At 71.6% G+C, this 13,698-nt stretch carries 12 protein-coding genes and 1 pseudogene; 7 read left to right on the top strand and 6 right to left on the bottom strand.

The window, feature by feature from the left end; translation table 11 throughout:
• Positions 1–140 precede the first annotated feature (140 nt).
• Together ACIRR9_RS07555 and ACIRR9_RS07550 are read left to right on the top strand one after the other, a co-directional pair.
• Entirely contained in the window at positions 141–1,391 is a 1,251-nt protein-coding gene (locus ACIRR9_RS07555; protein WP_403748609.1) for a beta-ketoacyl-[acyl-carrier-protein] synthase family protein, read from the top strand.
• A gap of 31 nt (positions 1,392–1,422) precedes the next feature.
• Positions 1,423–2,349, top strand: coding sequence for an acyl-CoA desaturase (locus ACIRR9_RS07550; protein WP_403748607.1), 927 nt, complete (start codon positions 1,423–1,425; stop codon positions 2,347–2,349).
• Positions 2,350–2,363: 14 nt separating this feature from the next.
• Here the strand turns inward: ACIRR9_RS07550 and ACIRR9_RS07545 are convergent, their stop codons facing one another.
• Together ACIRR9_RS07545 and ACIRR9_RS07540 are read right to left on the bottom strand one after the other, a co-directional pair.
• Entirely contained in the window at positions 2,364–3,095 is a 732-nt protein-coding gene (locus tag ACIRR9_RS07545) for a DUF6454 family protein (RefSeq protein ID WP_403748604.1), read from the bottom strand.
• A gap of 269 nt (positions 3,096–3,364) precedes the next feature.
• Positions 3,365–4,045, bottom strand: a complete 681-nt coding sequence (locus ACIRR9_RS07540) for an ATP-binding protein (protein ID WP_403748601.1) — start codon at positions 4,043–4,045, stop codon at positions 3,365–3,367.
• 331 nt (positions 4,046–4,376) lie between these two features.
• Here ACIRR9_RS07540 and ACIRR9_RS07535 point away from each other — a divergent pair, with 331 nt between their 5' ends.
• The 3 genes from ACIRR9_RS07535 (at position 4,377) to ACIRR9_RS07525 (ending at position 6,431) form a co-directional block, all read left to right on the top strand.
• On the top strand, positions 4,377–5,252 hold the full coding sequence (locus tag ACIRR9_RS07535; RefSeq protein WP_403748599.1) for a helix-turn-helix domain-containing protein: 876 nt from the start codon (positions 4,377–4,379) through the stop codon (positions 5,250–5,252).
• A gap of 1 nt (position 5,253) precedes the next feature.
• Positions 5,254–5,490: a DUF397 domain-containing protein gene (locus tag ACIRR9_RS07530; RefSeq protein WP_174856016.1), complete on the top strand. Its 237-nt coding sequence runs from the start codon at positions 5,254–5,256 to the stop codon at positions 5,488–5,490.
• Positions 5,491–5,615: 125 nt separating this feature from the next.
• Positions 5,616–6,431: an SAM-dependent methyltransferase gene (locus ACIRR9_RS07525; protein WP_403748596.1), complete on the top strand. Its 816-nt coding sequence runs from the start codon at positions 5,616–5,618 to the stop codon at positions 6,429–6,431.
• 73 nt (positions 6,432–6,504) lie between these two features.
• On the opposite strand, the gene ACIRR9_RS07520 is transcribed toward ACIRR9_RS07525, so the two are convergent.
• Positions 6,505–7,290, bottom strand: a complete 786-nt coding sequence (locus ACIRR9_RS07520; RefSeq protein WP_123979431.1) for an NPP1 family protein — start codon at positions 7,288–7,290, stop codon at positions 6,505–6,507.
• A gap of 229 nt (positions 7,291–7,519) precedes the next feature.
• Between ACIRR9_RS07520 and ACIRR9_RS07515 the strand changes: the two genes are divergently transcribed.
• On the top strand, positions 7,520–9,169 hold the full coding sequence (locus ACIRR9_RS07515; RefSeq protein ID WP_403748593.1) for a carboxylesterase/lipase family protein: 1,650 nt from the start codon (positions 7,520–7,522) through the stop codon (positions 9,167–9,169).
• 5 nt (positions 9,170–9,174) lie between these two features.
• On the opposite strand, the gene ACIRR9_RS07510 is transcribed toward ACIRR9_RS07515, so the two are convergent.
• Together ACIRR9_RS07510 and ACIRR9_RS07505 are read right to left on the bottom strand one after the other, a co-directional pair.
• On the bottom strand, positions 9,175–10,332 hold the full coding sequence (locus ACIRR9_RS07510) for a PP2C family protein-serine/threonine phosphatase (protein ID WP_403748590.1): 1,158 nt from the start codon (positions 10,330–10,332) through the stop codon (positions 9,175–9,177).
• Between the two features lie 49 nt (positions 10,333–10,381).
• Entirely contained in the window at positions 10,382–11,371 is a 990-nt protein-coding gene (locus ACIRR9_RS07505) for an aldo/keto reductase (RefSeq protein ID WP_403748587.1), read from the bottom strand.
• Between the two features lie 143 nt (positions 11,372–11,514).
• On the opposite strand from ACIRR9_RS07505, the pseudogene ACIRR9_RS07500 reads away from it, so the two are divergent.
• Positions 11,515–12,430: pseudogene (locus ACIRR9_RS07500) on the top strand (NAD(P)-dependent oxidoreductase); the annotation flags it as partial.
• Between the two features lie 8 nt (positions 12,431–12,438).
• Here the strand turns inward: ACIRR9_RS07500 and ACIRR9_RS07495 are convergent.
• Complete coding sequence (locus tag ACIRR9_RS07495; RefSeq protein WP_403748584.1) at positions 12,439–13,665, bottom strand: cytochrome P450; 1,227 nt, start codon at positions 13,663–13,665, stop codon at positions 12,439–12,441.
• Between the last annotated feature and the right edge of the window lie 33 nt (positions 13,666–13,698).

Here is a 13,698-nt window from a genome sequence, read left to right as displayed (position 1 = left end):
CGGCGGTCGCTCGGTGTCGCGTGCCTCCCGGCGCTGCGCCGACGGCGTTCGCACTTCCGGGTGGTAGCGGACCGTCCGCCTGGGCCGAACGAGGCGTGGCGGCCGGTAACCGCCGGTCGCGCCGCGCATAATCACCGCCCATGCAGCTCGTGAACACAGGCGACGCACGGCGCGCCCCGGTGGCCGTCACCGGCCTCGGACTGGTGACACCGGCCGGCATCGGCAGGGACGCGGCCTGGGAGGGACTGTGCGCGGGCGACTCCACGGCGCAGCCCGACCCGGAGCTGGCAGGGCTGCCGGTGGCTTTCTCCTGCCGGGTGCCCGACCTGGACGCGACCACCCTGCTGGGGCGCCGGCTGAGCCGCCGGCTCGACCGCTTCACCACCTTCGCCCTGCTGGCCGCCCGGGAGGCGGTCGCCGACGCCCGGCTCGACCCGGGCGCCTGGGACGGGACGCGGATCGGTGTCGTGATGGGGGTGGGCACCGGATCCATGCAGGGCTGGCAGCCCGAGTTCGACCGGCTCGCGAACCACACCCCCGAACGTGTCTCCCCGCTGGCCCTGCCGCGCAGCGTGCCCAACATGGCCGCCGCCGAGATCGCCCTGGACCTCGGCGTCACTGGCCCCAACATGGTCGTCAGCACCGCCTGCGCCTCCGGCACCAGCGCGATCGGGCTCGCCCGGGACTGGCTGCTCGCCGGCCGCTGCGACCTGGTGCTGGCCGGGGGCAGCGAGTCGGCCCGGCTGCCGATGACCGCCGCCTGCTTCGCCCAGATGCGGGCGCTGTCCCGCCGTAGCGGCGAACCGCACAGCGCCTCACGGCCGTTCGACCGGGACCGGGACGGCTTCGTGCTCGGCGAAGGGGCGGGAGTACTGGTCCTGGAACGCGTCGCGGACGCCCGTGCCCGGGGCGCGCGGCCCGAGGCGTACCTGGCCGGGTTCGGTGCCTCCTGCGATGCCCATCACTTCGCCGCCCCGCACCCGGGCGGCGACGGTGCCGCCCAGGCCCTGCGCGCCGCCCTCGCCGACGCCGGGCTCGCCCCGGCGGACGTCGATCACGTCAACGCCCATGGCACCGCCACCCCGCAGGGGGACGCGGCCGAGCACAACGCACTGCACCAGGTCTTCCACCGGCCGCCCCCGGTCACCGCCGTCAAGGGCACCATCGGGCACGCCATCGGCGGCGCCGGCGCCATCGAGGCCGCCTGCACCGTACTGAGCCTGCGCCACCAGCTCGTCCCGCCCACCGCCAACCTCGATGTGCTCGACCCGGCGCTGGACCTCGACGTCGTCACCAAGGTGCCGCGCGCCCACCGGATGCGTGCGGCCGTCAGCAACTCCTTCGGGTTCGGCGGGCAGAACGCCGTACTCGCCTTCACCGCCGTCGACTAGCGGCGCCCCCGCCCCCGGCCGAAAGACAGTCATGTCCCAGGAAGCCAGCACCACCCCGGCCCGCGGGCCCGCCCTGCCGACCGCCGAACAGTTCATGATCGGCGTCTTCGTCGCCGTACCGTTCCTGGCGCTGCTCGCCGCCGTGCCGCTGGCCTGGCGGCACGGGCTGAGCCCGGTCGACCTGGCCCTCGGCGTCGTCTTCTATCTCGTCAGCGGGCTCGGCATCACCGTCGGCTTCCACCGGCACTTCACCCACGGCTCGTTCAAGGCGCGGCGGCCGCTCAGGATCGCGCTCGCGCTGGCGGGCAGCATCGCCGTGCAGGGCCCGCTGATCACCTGGGTCGCCGACCACCGCAAGCACCACCAGTTCTCCGACAAGGACGGCGACCCGCACTCGCCCTGGCGGTACGGCCGTTCACCCGGCGCCCTCGCCAAGGGCATGCTCTACGCCCACCTCGGCTGGCTGTTCGAGACCGAGCACGCCTCGCCCCGGCTGTACGCTCCCGACCTGGTCAAGGACCGGACCCTGATGCTGATCTCCCGTCGCTTCGGGCTCCTGGTCCTCGCCTCGCTCGCGCTGCCCGCGCTGCTCGGCGCGGCCCTGACCCGGTCCTGGCAGGGGGCGCTCACCGCGCTGTTCTGGGCCGGCCTGGTACGGATCTGCCTGGTCCACCACGTCACCTGGTCGATCAACTCCATCTGCCACGCGGCCGGTTCACGGCCCTTCCGCAGCCGGGACCGGTCCGGCAATGTCTGGTGGCTCGCCCCGCTGTCGTTCGGGGAGTCCTGGCACAACCTCCACCACGCCGACCCCACCAGCGCCCGCCACGGCGTGCTCACCGGCCAACTGGACGCCAGCGCCCGGCTGATCCGCTGGTTCGAACGGCTGGGCTGGGTCTACGAGGTGCGCTGGCCGGACCGGCGCAGGGTGGACGCCAAGCGCACCGGGGCAGGTTGAACGCGCGTCGGGCGTCAGCCGCGCAGCGCGGCCTCCAGCACCAGCAGGCTCGCCGCGCCCGGTGCCGAGGAGTCGTCGGGCAGCGCGTACAGCCGGAGCCGGTCGGCGCCGGCGACCTCGAAGTCCGTGGCCCCGACGGTGACCGCGCGCCCGGTGGGGGAGCGGACGGCGACGGCCACGCAGTCGTGGAGGCCGACGCGGCGGCCCGGCACCGCGGTTCTGCCGACGGGTTCGCCGTCGGTGCTCAGCACCAGGATGCGCCGGCCGCCCCAGGTGACGGTGTGCAGCAGCCCGGTCTCCGGGTCCCTGGCGATGCCGGCGAGGTGGTCGGGATAGCGGAACATCTCCTCGACCTCACCGCTCGCCGGGTCCAGGCGGTAGACGATGGACCGCGAGTCGGGCCGCTCCTCGGCCACGGTGACCCAGACGAACTGTCCGTCGTGGGTGAGCCCGCCGGCGTGGTGGACCGTGTCTTCGCCCAGGTCCCAGTGGCGCAGCAGCCGGCCCCGCGGGCTCATCTCGAAGAGGTGCGCACGGCCCCGGCCCGCGGCGTACGACGTGCCGTCCGCACCCCGGACGGCCGCGGCCGGCTCCAGGATCTCCGAGCCGCTCACGAAGAAGGTGCCGTCTGCCCGGTCGATGCCCCGGGGGTGGTGGCAGACGAAGTCCAGCGGAACCGTGTCCACGAGCACCCACCCGGCGGCCCTGTCCACCCGGGCGATGGCCTCGTCGACCGTCGGAGTCATGGGGCTGCCGCCTTCCACCACGGGCCGTTCCACCCTCGATCATGCGGTGCGGCGACCGGGACCGCATCCCGTGCCGCCGCCCCTGCCAGGGGTGCGGTTCGCCGGGGCGGGCACACGGCGGCCCGGCCCTCTTCCCGAGGGCCGGGCCGTGCGGCCGGTGCGGTGGGCAGCCGACCGGCATGGTGCGGGATCAGCGGGCCGGAGCGGTGTGGGGTTGATCCGGGCCGGGTTTCGGGCGGGTGCGGGTCCAGGACGGGTCGGCGGCGGGGTCAGGAGTGGGGGGACGGTCCATGGGTCGACGGGCCTCCTGAGTAGTGCGGGGTGGTGGGGGGTTCGTCCGGTGCCGTCGACAGTTCGGCCCAGACGACGCGTACCGAGGGGCCCTCCGGCGCGATCGCGACGCCCCAGTCGAGACTGAGCGCGTCGACCAGGAACAGCCCGCGCCCGTTCTGCTCGTCGGGTCTGGCCTGGCGGGGCGCCGGGAGCGTGAAGCCGCCGTTCTGGTCCTCGACCTCGATACGGATCCGGTCGCGGCCGGCGTGCACCCGGCACACGATCCGCCGGCCCGCCGAGTGGACGATCGAGTTGGTGACCAGTTCGGAGGTGACCAGGACCGCGTTGTCGCGGGCCTCTTCGCACACGCCCCACGAGTCCAGCAGTTCGCCCACGCTCCGGCGGGCGTTGCCCACCGCCCGCGGCGTCGGCGCCAGGTCGAAGGCCCGGCTGTGGACTGGGGTGGTGGATCCGTCCCCGGAGGCGAACCGATCGAGGCCTTGCGGCCCAGGGAGTCGACCGAGGCGTTCGCCTCCGGGTGGTCTGGGGACGTCGCCCGTCACGTCGGACGAGCGGTGCGGGCCCTCGATACCGGCCGTCAGAGCCGGGCGGGGCAGGCCGGGTATCCGGTCCTCGGGGAGTCGGTCGAGCGGCTGGGGGAGAGAGGGCGGTGCCATCGCCGTACGCCTTTCGTCCGGCTTCGCAGCGTGGGGGGCTGAGTGGTCGCGGTCCGCCCCGGAGCTCCCGCAGGGCAGACGACGGCCCGTGCCTGGACGGCGCCGGGTCACAGCTCAGTCTCCCCCAACTGCACTGTTTCGCCTGCTCCTTGGTCGACCGGAGCATTGAGCCCACTCTGACATCTGCCAACATCGCCTCGCAACCAGCAAGTTGAAAATTGCAAGAAGTGAAGTGCATGCTGCTCCCGACAAGAAGTGATCGAAAGAGTCCGTGTGCCGATCACCGCCGCGTGAGACGGTGACCCTGAAACCTGGTGTGAGGGGGTAGGGCGTGACCTCGGAGACCGACTGGGGCGGTGCCCCTTCCGTCCTGCGCATGATCCTGGGCCGGCAACTGGAGGAGCTGCGGACCCGGGCCGGACTGACCTATGAGCAGGCCGGCACCGCGATCGGCGTCAGCCACTCCACGATCCGCCGGATGGAGGCCGCCAAGGTGGCCCGGCTCCGGCTCGCGGACGCCGAGAAGCTGCTGCAGACCTACGGGGTGACGGACCGCCAGGAGCTCGACACTTTCCTGCAGTCGGTGCGCGAGGCCAACAAGCGCGGCTGGTGGCACACCTACCGCGATGTGATGCCGGACTGGTTCGCCGCCTATCTGAGCCTGGAACAGGCTGCGTTGCAGATCCGTGCCTACGAGAACGAGTTCGTGCACGGCCTGCTGCAGACCCGTGAGTACGCCGCCGCCCTGCTCGGCGCCGGCAACCCGCACGCGCCGACCGAGGCCACCGAGCGCATGGTGGCGCTGCGCATGCGCCGCCAGGAACTGATCACCCGTCAGGCGCCGCCGCGGCTGTGGGTCGTGATGGACGAGACGGTGCTGCGCTGGCCGGTCGGCGGCTCCGGGGTGATGCGCGCCCAGATCGACCATCTGATCGAGCTCAACCGGCTGCCCAACGTCACCTTGCAGATCATGCCGTTCGCCAACGGCCCGCACCCCGCCATGCGCGCGGGCGCGTACCACCTCTTCCGGTTCAAGGCCCCGGAACTGCCCGACATCGTCTATCTCAACGGCCTGGTGGGCGCGGTCTACCTGGACAAGGGTGACGACGTCGTGGTCTATCGCGAGGCCCTGGACCGGTTGGGCGCCCAGGCGGCGCCCGCCAGAAAGACCGAGGCGGTCCTCGGTGTGATTCGCAAGGAGCTCTGACGTGCACCACCCGATACACAACGGCATTCCCTCCCGGCAACTCGGCGCGCGCGGCTGGTCCAAGCCGTGGAGCGACGACGCCGGCGGCGCCTGCGTGGAAGTGAAGAAGCTCGCCGACGGCCGGGTCGCGGTACGCCAGTCGACCGACCCGGACGGTCCCGCGCTGGTCTTCACGCCCCGTGAGATGACGAGTTTCCTGTCAGGTGTGAAGGCGGGTGACGCCGACTTCCTGATGTGACCCCTGTTCCTGGAACTTCCTTGATATAGCTGATCGTTCAACCAACCTCCCGCACCCGACGCACCACCCCCGCAGTCCCTCCGAACACCCCCGCATCCCCCCTCACCTGAATGGGAGACACGGCGTTGCCCGACAACGGATGGCCGGCCGACCGCATCGACACCGAGAACGCGCACTCCGCGCGGATCTACGACTACATCCTGGGCGGCAAGGACTACTACCCCGCCGACCAGGAGGCGGGTGACGCCATGGCCCACGAGTGGCCCGCGCTCCCGATCCACATGCGCGCCAACCGCGACTGGATGAACCGCGCGGTGCGCTGGCTCGCCGAGGAGGCGGGCATGCGTCAGTTCCTGGACGTCGGGACCGGCATCCCCACCTCCCCGAACCTCCATGAGATAGCCCAGGCGGTGTCCCCGGACTCCCGGGTCGTCTACGTGGACAACGACCCCATCGTCCTCACCCTGTCCCAGGGCCTGCTCTCCAGCACGCCCGAGGGCAGGACGGCGTACATCGAGGCCGACTTCCGTGATCTGACGGACCTCTTCGACGCCCCCGAACTGCGCGAGACCCTCGACCTGGACAAGCCGGTCGCGCTCACGGTGATCGCCATCGTGCACTTCATGCTCGACGCGGACGACGCGGTCGGTGTCGTACGACGCCTCCTCGAACCGCTGCCGTCGGGCAGCTACCTGGCGATGTCCATCGGCACCGCCGAGTTCGCGCCCGAGGAGGTGGGCCGGGTCGCCCGCGAGTACGCGGCCCGCAACATGCCGATGCGGCTGCGCACCATCGACGAGGCCGACGAGTTCTTCGAGGGCCTGGAGCTGGTCGAGCCGGGCATCGTCCAGGTCCACAAGTGGCACCCGGACGGCACCGGCGAAGAGGGCATCCGCGACGAGGACATCGCGATGTACGGAGCGGTCGCCCGCAAGCCGTGACACGGTCTCCGTGCCGGGGCCCGGCTCACCTTCCCGGCCCCGGCACGGTCGTTCCCACGGGGTACCGGCCGGCTCAGGCGTTCGGGTCGAACGAGATCCCGGACGGCATGGAGTACCCCAGGTTGGCGTTGAACGAGCCGTCCTTGATCTTGATGGTGGCGTCGCCGAAGTCCGCGTTCATCAGCTTGTCGCGGTAGCCCGCCGGGTAGCCGTCCCAGCCCACCAGTCGCGGGTAGAACCAGCCGCCGGTCACGTTCTCCGGCGGGTCGTCGTTGGAGTTGGCGAAGCGGAAGTCGTGGGTGGACAGGCCGTCCTTGTGGTACACGATCTTCGGGTGGGTGCCGTCGAACCGGATCGCCGAGGCCGCCGCCACCTGGTAACTGCTGTGCTGGGACACCGAGACGTACTGCACCTGGTTGTTCTGGATCCACACGATCACGTGTTCCCAGTCGTGCCGGTGACCGATTGCCAGCGGCCCGTACGTCGCCTGGTCCTTCTCGAAGTAGCTGGCGTACATCACGGCGCACCAGCCGTTGTTGCACTTCTCGCGCGAGTACGTGTTGGCATTGGCGAGCTGCGCGTAGTCGTGGCAGTGGCCGTTGACGTCACCGCCGAGCTTCAGGCCCGGGTTGATGGTGCCGTCGGCGCCGATCGCCGCGGTGGCGTAGCAGCCGTCCCCGTCGTAGTCGTAGGCGGGGGAGAAGGTCTGCTCCAGTCCGTCGGCGTTCTGCGGCAGCAGTGTCAGGACGTCGGCGTGCGCGGTCGCGGGCACGGCGACGACCAGAGCGAGCGCACCGAGGGCCGCGGCGAGGGCCTTGCGGAACGGCCGTCTGCGGGTGGGGGGTTGCAGGTCGGGCATGTCGGCTCCCTGTCTGTGAAAGGCGAAGCGGAGTCTGGCAGGCAGCCAGTGGTCAAGACCACCTGTAGGACTGAACTTTTATCCGAAGCCGGTTGAACAGTCGCCCCAACTCCGTTGCTATAAGCGCCTGTTGAGTTGCTGTCAGTCATCCGGATGCGCTTGCCGCACGGTCCGCTCCGGCTCCACGCTTCTCGTCTGCTCGTCCCCCCACCACCCGAAAGGGAGCTCCGTGAGCGACAGAGACATGCGTTCCGCCGTGCTGAACCGGCGCGGCTTCCTCGCCGCCGCCGCTGCCGGACTGCTCGGCGCGACGGTCACCCCGGCCGAGGCGGCACGGAGCGCGGCCGCCACCCCGGTCACCACGGAGTCCGGCCAGGTCACCGGAGCCCAGGGCGGCCTGCGGGGCGTCACCGTCTACAAGGGCATCCCCTACGCCGCCTCCACCGCCGGAGCGGGCCGCTGGCGCCCGCCGCAGCCGGCCCCGTCCTGGGACGGCGTGCGTGCCGCCGACTCCTTCGGCCCCGCCTGCCCGCAGCCGGTCACCGGCATCGCCGGCGACCAGGTGCCCGCGCTGAGCGAGGACTGCCTGAACCTCAACATCTGGACGGCGGCGACCAGTTCGAGCGACGCCCGCCCCGTCCTCGTCTGGCTCTACGGCGGCGACCGGGCCCTGTGGTCGGGCCAGGAGCTCTACGACGGCTCGCTGCTCGCCGCCAAGGGCCTCGTCGTCGTCACCCCCAACTACCGCGTCGGTGTGCTCGGCGGCCTCGCCCACCCCGAACTGACCGCCGAGTCCGCGTACGGCGGTTCCGGCAACTGGGGGATCCTGGACGCCGTCGCCGCACTGGAGTGGGTCCAGCGGAACATCGGCGCGTTCGGCGGCGACCCGGACCGGGTGACCCTGGGCGGCTGGTCACAGGGCGCCTCCTTCGTCGGCATCCTGCTCGCGTCCGGGTGTGCGAAGGGCCTCTACCACCGTGCCCTGCTCTCCTCCGGCGTCCGGTACACCAAGGACCCGGCGCTCGCCCGGGGAACCTCCCGCTACCGGACCCTCGCCGACGCCGAGGCGAACGGTACCGCCCTCGCCGCCTACCTGGGCGCCGACGGCCTCGCCGCGCTGCGTGCCCTGGACGCCGACGACCTCGTCACCGGAGCCGCCGCGGACACCGCCGCCGACTTCGGCAACGTCCTCGACGGATACGTCCTGCCGGACACCTACACCGCCGTGCTGGAGGCCCGCGCCGAGACCGATGTGCCGGTCCTCACCGGCGTCTGCAAGGACGCCAACGGCGCCTCACCCGACCTGGCCATGACACTCGACGCGTACAAGACGTACGCCGAGTCCGAGTTCGGCCCCCTGGGGCTCACCGACACCTTCCTGGCGCTGTACCCGGCGGACGGCGACACGGCGGCCGCCCAGCAGTACTGCGCCTACGCCCGCGACGAGGAACGTGTCTCCACTTTCCTGTGGGCCACGCAGTTCAAGGACACGGCCGGCAACTCCGGCCCGGTCCACACCTACTTCTGGACCCGCGTCCCGCCCGGGTACGACGCCACGAACCCGGTCATCGGCACCGCCGCGACCGGCGCCTTCGAGGGCTCCGACGTCTACTACCTGCTCGGCTTCCTCTACAGCACCGACCGCCCCTGGACCGCGCAGGACTACGACGCCGCCGACACCGCCGCCTCGTACGTCGCCCGCTTCGCCGCCACCGGCGACCCGAACGGCACCTCCCTGACCGCCTGGCCCGCCCTCAGCACCGACACCCCGCAGACGATGCAGCTCGGCGCGGCCTACGGCACGCTCGCGGTGGCCGACAGCGACGCCAAGTTCACCTTCCTGAAGACGTATCTGGAGGCACAGACCGAAGCCTTCTGAAGCCGTCACCCATGGGCGGCGCCATGCCCGAGGACGCCGTGATGGTGCCGCCGGTGCACGGTCGGGGTGCGGTGCAGGGCGATCAGGGCCGCATCGTCGCCGAGGCGCCCGCCGACGTGGGCCAGCAGATCGCGCCGGATGTGGTGCATCAGCGACTCGGGAGCGGCGTCGGTCCACTGCGCGACCCGCTCCGCGAGCGGGTAGAAACAGCCCTGCGCGTCCCGCGCCTCGACGACACCGTCGGTGTAGAGCAGCAGGGTGTCACCCGGCTCGAAGGAGAAGACGTCAAGGGTGTGCTCGGCGCCGTCCGCGCTGGGCACGCCCAGCGGCGGCGCCGGATGCAGACTCGGGACGGTGACCGCGTGCCCCGGGCTCAGCAGCAGCGGCGGCGGATGACCGGCGCTGGTCATCCGGGTGAGCGGGTCCTCGTCGGGGATCTCGATCAGCAGCACGGTGACGAACCGCTCGCCCATCTCCTCCGGGGTCTCCAGCTCCGCCGCGTAGCGCTGCACGCTCTGTTCCAGGGACGCCGCCAGCTCCGGCAGTGCGACATTCCGGTGGGCGGACTCCCGGAAGGCGCCCAGCACCAGCGCGGCCTCGCCGATCGCGGACAGCCCCTTGCCCCGGACGTCGCCGATCAGCACCCGGACCGCGCCGTCGCAGCGGGTGGCCGCGTACAGATCGCCGCCGATCTGTGCCTCGTCCTCGGCGGCCAGATACAGCGAGGCGATCCGCAGCGGGCCGATGTACTCCGGCAGCGGCCACATCAGCACGTGCTGCGCGGCCTCGGCGACCGTGCGCACCTGGGCCAGTTGGGCGCGCCGCCGCTCCCGGACCGCGCTGTAGACCACCACCATCACCGAGAGCACCGCCAGGGTGACGATCTGCACGATGTGGTTGGCGGTGGCCAGCCCGCCGTGGAAGACGGCGATTATTATCTGGGCGGCCACCGCCAGCGCCCCGACCAGCGCGGTCGGCCGGGGGCCGGCGAAGGACGGGGTGAGCGCGGGGGCGATGACCAGGGCGGGGCCCAGATGGATGTCCTCGGGCGTGCGCAGGTCCGCCACCGTGATCACCACGATGAGTGTGATCGGGAGCAGCAGCAGCGCGTGCGACTGCCATGACTGCCGTAGACCCGCCGCACCGATCCACCGCGTCACCATGCCACCAGCGTGCGCCAACCCCGTCCGAGCGGCCACCGCGCGCGGAACCCTAGAGGTTCACGGAGCGCATCCCGTTCTCGTCGTACCGCTCGCCGGCCGCCCTCGGCACCTCCGCGTCGATCCGGGCCAGGTCCTCCTTGGTCAGCTCGACGTCGACGGCGCCCGCGTTCTGCTCCAGGTAGCTGCGGCGCTTGGTGCCCGGGATCGGCACGATGCCGTCGCCCTGGGCCAGCACCCAGGCGAGGGCCAGCTGCGCCGGGGTGACGTCCTTCTCGGCGGCGATCTCCTTCACCTTGGCGGCCAGCCGCAGGTTGGCGTCCAGGTTGTCGCCGGTGAAACGTGGACCGTTACGCCGGAAGTCGTTCGCGTCGAGCTCCTCGGGGGAGGAGAACCGGCCGGCGAGGAAGCCGCGGCCCAGCGGCGAGTACGGGACGAACCCGATGCCCAGCTCCCGGCAGGTCGGCAGCACGCCGTCCTCCGGGTCGCGGGACCACAGCGAGTACTCGGTCTGCACGGCAGTGATCGGGTGGACCGCGTGGGCCCGCCGGATCGTCTCCGGGCCCGCCTCGCTCAGTCCGATGTGCCGCACCTTGCCCTCGGCGACCAGCTCGGCCATGGCACCGACGGTCTCCTCGATCGGCACGTTCGGGTCGACCCGGTGCTGGTAGTACAGGTCGATGTAGTCGGTGCCGAGCCGCTCCAGCGAGCCGTGGACCGAGCTGCGGACGTGCTCGGCCGAACCGTCCTGCCGGCCGATGGTGCTCATGTCGCCGGGGACGGCATGGTCCATCCGGTAGTTGAACTTGGTCGCGATCACGTACTCGTCGCGGTGTCCCCGGATCGCCTCACCGAGCAGCGTCTCGTTGGTGAGCGGGCCGTAGAGCTGCGCCGTGTCGAGGAACGTGATGCCGAGTTCCAGCGCGCGGTGGATGGTCTGTATGCCCTCGTCCTGGTCGGTGGTGCCGTAGAAGGCGGACATGCCCATGCAGCCGAGGCCGATGGCGGAAACCCGCAGATCCCGCAGATTGCGCTGTTCCATGTGACTCCCAGCCTTTCCTGCTGACTAGTGCTGTGCTTCGGACGCTACGACTTGAAGAGCACTCGAAGTCAAACGGGTGCCGCGGATCCGGTACACGTAGACCCCAGGACCCTGACCGCCGCCCGAACCCCTGGGGAGCCCGCATGCTGTTGCGCCGGCTCGAACATCTTGTCGCGCTCGCCCGGGAGCGGCATTTCGCCCGTGCGGCGGCCGCCTGTCATGTCTCGCAGCCCTCGCTGTCCGCCGCGATACGACGACTCGAAGACGAACTCGACGTGCCGATCGTGCGCCGGGGCCGCCGCTACGAGGGACTGACACCCGAGGGCGAGGTCGTACCGGCGTGGGCGCACCGCATCCTCGCCGAGGGGGACGCGCTGCGGCAGGAGCTGTCGGTGCTGCGGGACGGGCTGACGGGCACCCTGCGCCTCGGGATCGTCCCCACCGCCGTCCCCGTCGCCTCGCTCCTCACCGGTCCCTTCTGCGACCGGTATCCACACGCCCGGGTGGCCATGGGATCCCTGTCGTCCGCCGACATCCGGCGCGGCCTCGCCGAGTTCGAACTGGACGCGGCCATGACCTACCTGGACGACGACGAGCTACGGCAGGTGCGCCGCTTCCCGCTCCACGAGGAGCGGTACGTCCTGCTCACCCCGGCCGACGGCCCCCTCGGCGACGCGCCCCTCCACCCCGAGACCGAGGGCCTGTTCGGCGACGAACTGATCGGTGCGATGAAGCGCGGCGCCTGTCTCATCAACACCGCACGGGCCCGGATCGCCGACCGCGACGCCGTCGAACGGGCCCTGCGCAGCGGGCGGCTGGCCGGCTACGCGGGCGACGTCCGGTTCCCGCAGCCCGCTCCCGCGGACCACCCGTGGCGCACCGTGCCGCACCACGGGATGACCCCACATTTCCGGCTCCACCCTCTCCGCGCAGGCCCGCTACGCTGCCGACACCCGGGAGATCCTGGAGTGCCGGTTCGCCGGCCGGCCGATCCGCGACGAGTACCTGATCGTCGACGGCGGCCGGCCGGCCGGCACGGGAGCCAGGTCGTACTCCGTGAACGCCGGTCAGGGGTTCAGCCGGACCGGCAGCTCGAAGAGGTCGTTCTGCGTGACCACCGGCTTGTTGCGCAGCTCCGACGCCGGTACCGCCAGGTCCAGGTCGGGGAAGCGGGCATAGAGCGCGGGCAGCGCCACACCCGCCTCCAGCCGGGAGAGCGCCGCACCCGGGCAGACGTGCGGGCCGTGCCCGAAGGAGATGTGCCGGTTCTGCGTCTCCCGGGTGATGTCGAACTCCCCGGCGCTCGGCCCGTGCGCGTTCTCGTCACGGCCTATCGCGGCGTACGACACGATCAGCGCGTCCCCTGCCGGGAGCACCTTGTCGCCCACCTGGACGTCCTCGGTGGCGAACCGGATCAGGACGTGCGAGGTCGGGGTGGACCAGCGCAGGGTCTCCTCGACCACCGCCGACCAGTCCACCTCGCCGGCGAGCACCTTGGCCCGCTGGTCCGGGTGGGTGGAGAGGTTGACCACGGCGTTGACGATCAGCGAGATCGTCGTCTCGTGACCGGCCGCCACCATCAGCTGGAGGGTGGAGACGATCTCCTCGTCGGTGAGGCGGTCGCCGTCCTCGGAGGCCAGGATCAGCGCGCTGGTCAGGTCGTCGCCGGGCTCGGCCCGCTTGGCGGCGACCGTCTTCGCCATGATCCCGGCCAGCTCGGTGAGGGTCGCGATGACCTCCGCGGGCGGGGTCTGGGTGGAGAAGAACTTCTCGAACAGCACCTTCAGACGGGGCAGTTCGGCCTCGTCGATGCCCATCAGGTCGGCGACCACGTACATGGGCAGCGGATAGGCGAAGGCCGCCTTGAGGTCGACGCTCTCCTCGTCCCCGGGAAGCCCGTCCAGCAGGTCCTGGGTGAGCTTCTCGATGCGCTCCCGCATCGCCTCCACCCGGCGCGGGGTGAGCGCCTGCGCCACCAGGGTGCGCATCCTGCGGTGGTCGGCGCCGTCCACGGTGAGCATGGAGCGGCCGGGGTTGGCGAGACCGATCAGCGGCCAGTCCGGCGCGATCTCCCCGCGCTGCCAGGCGCCCCACACGTTGATGTCCTTGACCAGACGCGGGTCGGTGAGCAGCGCCTTGGCCTCGGCGTGCCGGGTGACCGCCCAGACGGGCACCCCACCGGGCAGTTCCACGGCCGCGAGAGGACCGGCGGCGCGCAGTCGCGCGCTCTCGCCCTCCAGGTCGGTGACGAAGGGGTCGAGGGCGATCCGGGCTTGTTCGGTACCGGTCGTCATCGTGACGTGCCTCCCAGGGCAGGGTCGGGTAAC

The organism is Streptomyces sp. NPDC101234 (assembly GCF_044767525.1).
GTDB lineage: Bacteria > Actinomycetota > Actinomycetes > Streptomycetales > Streptomycetaceae > Streptomyces > Streptomyces sasae.
The sequence above is the reverse complement of the archived record's forward strand: the minus strand, read 5'-3'. Positions and strand labels throughout refer to the sequence as shown.

Coding starts and splice junctions, on each gene's coding strand:
- ACIRR9_RS07555 (WP_403748609.1), top strand. CDS start 141: ATGCAGCTCGTGAACACAGGCGACGCACGGCGCGCCCCGGTGGCCGTC.
- ACIRR9_RS07550 (WP_403748607.1), top strand. CDS start 1,423: ATGTCCCAGGAAGCCAGCACCACCCCGGCCCGCGGGCCCGCCCTGCCG.
- ACIRR9_RS07545 (WP_403748604.1), bottom strand. CDS start 3,095: ATGACTCCGACGGTCGACGAGGCCATCGCCCGGGTGGACAGGGCCGCC.
- ACIRR9_RS07540 (WP_403748601.1), bottom strand. CDS start 4,045: ATGGCACCGCCCTCTCTCCCCCAGCCGCTCGACCGACTCCCCGAGGAC.
- ACIRR9_RS07520 (WP_123979431.1), bottom strand. CDS start 7,290: ATGCCCGACCTGCAACCCCCCACCCGCAGACGGCCGTTCCGCAAGGCC.
- ACIRR9_RS07510 (WP_403748590.1), bottom strand. CDS start 10,332: ATGGTGACGCGGTGGATCGGTGCGGCGGGTCTACGGCAGTCATGGCAG.
- ACIRR9_RS07505 (WP_403748587.1), bottom strand. CDS start 11,371: ATGGAACAGCGCAATCTGCGGGATCTGCGGGTTTCCGCCATCGGCCTC.
- ACIRR9_RS07495 (WP_403748584.1), bottom strand. CDS start 13,665: ATGACGACCGGTACCGAACAAGCCCGGATCGCCCTCGACCCCTTCGTC.